3 protein-coding genes and 2 tRNA genes are annotated in these 1,642 nt (G+C 40.9%); 1 reads left to right on the top strand and 4 read right to left on the bottom strand.

Translation table 11 applies throughout. From position 1 onward, the window contains the following. The coding region (locus WS42_RS14615; protein ID WP_046451343.1) for a transposase at positions 1–368 on the top strand (368 nt) is incomplete at its 5' end. Between the two features lie 229 nt (positions 369–597). On the opposite strand, the gene WS42_RS14610 is transcribed toward WS42_RS14615, so the two are convergent. The 4 genes from WS42_RS14610 to WS42_RS14595 all read right to left on the bottom strand — a co-directional run. After that, positions 598–671 (bottom strand) — tRNA-Pro (locus tag WS42_RS14610). Between the two features lie 20 nt (positions 672–691). Then, a tRNA-Ser gene (locus WS42_RS14605) sits at positions 692–781 on the bottom strand. A 103-nt stretch (positions 782–884) separates the two neighbouring features. Then, complete coding sequence (locus tag WS42_RS14600; protein WP_046451355.1) at positions 885–1,346, bottom strand: hypothetical protein; 462 nt, start codon at positions 1,344–1,346, stop codon at positions 885–887. A 24-nt stretch (positions 1,347–1,370) separates the two neighbouring features. Continuing rightward, the coding region (locus WS42_RS14595; RefSeq protein WP_046451354.1) for a hypothetical protein at positions 1,371–1,642 on the bottom strand (272 nt) is incomplete at its 5' end.

Here is a 1,642-nt window from a genome sequence, read left to right as displayed (position 1 = left end):
AGGTTATGGAGGAACTCAAACAAATCTGCTCTCCTGACCAATGGGACATCACGCCGGAAAAGGCATTCGGTGTATTTAAGGAGTTCATACAAAGGTGGCAAAAGAGTTACCCGCCGCTAAAGAGATACCAGCACGACAGGTACAGGTTTTATTTTACATACTTCAAATATGAAAGGGAAATCAGGGGAATGATTTATACCACGAACTGGATCGAAAGACTGAACAGGGATTATAAGAGGGTTATTAACATGAGAGGGGCCATGCCGAATCCACAGGCCGTCATTCTACTGATGGGGACCGTGGCTCAAAACGCGGATATTTATAAATACCCTATTTATAATTTTTTAGAATCAAGATTATTTTATTAAAAATGAATAGATTTGCAAAGATGAAAAAAGAAAGGATTTACACACTTTTTGAAACACTATCATTAATAAAACCCGATGCTCCTATCACGTAGACTTTGGAGACTTTACCGGTTTTACAACCGACTTGTTTATTTAGACATCTTCATTCGTGTAAGTATTAAATTTATAGGGACAAAGATAAGTTTTTTATTCAAATAAAAAAACAGTCACTCTCGTGGCTGTCTATCTGTCGGGGTGACAGGATTCGAACCTGCGACCCTCTGCTCCCAAAGCAGATGCGCTACCGGACTGCGCTACGCCCCGAAAATGAGCTCAAAAATTGGTGGCGGAGAGAGGGGGATTCGAACCCCCGGTACAGTATCCCGTACGACAGTTTAGCAAACTGTTGGTTTCAGCCACTCACCCATCTCTCCAATTGCGCTGACAAAAGTAGTGCTTTTTATTGTTCTTGCAAGCTTTTGACGTGATTTTTTTCTTTTTTTTCACGTTCAGACACGAATTTCTCCACTCGATCAACTATTTCTGCGCAGGTGCAGGATATTTCCCCATCTTCTTCCACAATTGATGATGGAATTTCTGCTCGGCCTCAATCATCATCCACACTTTCTTGGCGGACAGAGCCTTGGTCAACTTCTCGATATATTCTTTCTTAATATCCCGTACAGCCTGTTCGGCAGATAACATTATCTCCAAATTCTTCAAAGCTTGTTGTTCCGTCACTTCCGGAACCTCTTTTTTATCTTTCCGACAGGTTAAATCTCGTATTTTATCATTCTCGACACGAATTTTCTGCTGCATCTCGTTATATAAAGGCCAGAACTTAGTGGCCTCTTCCGGGGTCAAATCCATCTCTTGGGTAAAAAAGGCTACTTTTTGAGCCTCAAACTCTTTCCGTTTGTCTTCACTCAATTTTCCGCTTTGGGCAAATAAAGAAAAACCAAACCCCACCATCAATATAATCAAACTTATCTTTTTCATATATCTTTGCTTGTACATTTAATTCTACCTGCGCTCTGCATATAAAAACTCGATCGGATCCGTCTCTTGTGACAAATACTCAATGATCTCTTCACGAGATGGGTTAAAATCCGCATCGAAAATATTCTCATCTTCTGCTTGTGCCGTCATGTTCGCCTGCTCTCCATTCTTTAACAGCATCCGATTTTCATCCACCAGATTAGGAACCAGCAACTGCACGACGATCATTGCAAAAGCGAATAATCCTGCTAAACCAAGATAAGGTTTTAACGTCTGAAACAAACTTGTTTTCCGAG

The organism is Odoribacter sp. N54.MGS-14 (assembly GCF_000980295.1).
GTDB classification, from domain to species: domain Bacteria; phylum Bacteroidota; class Bacteroidia; order Bacteroidales; family Marinifilaceae; genus Odoribacter; species Odoribacter splanchnicus.
The sequence above is the reverse complement of the archived record's forward strand: the minus strand, read 5'-3'. Positions and strand labels throughout refer to the sequence as shown.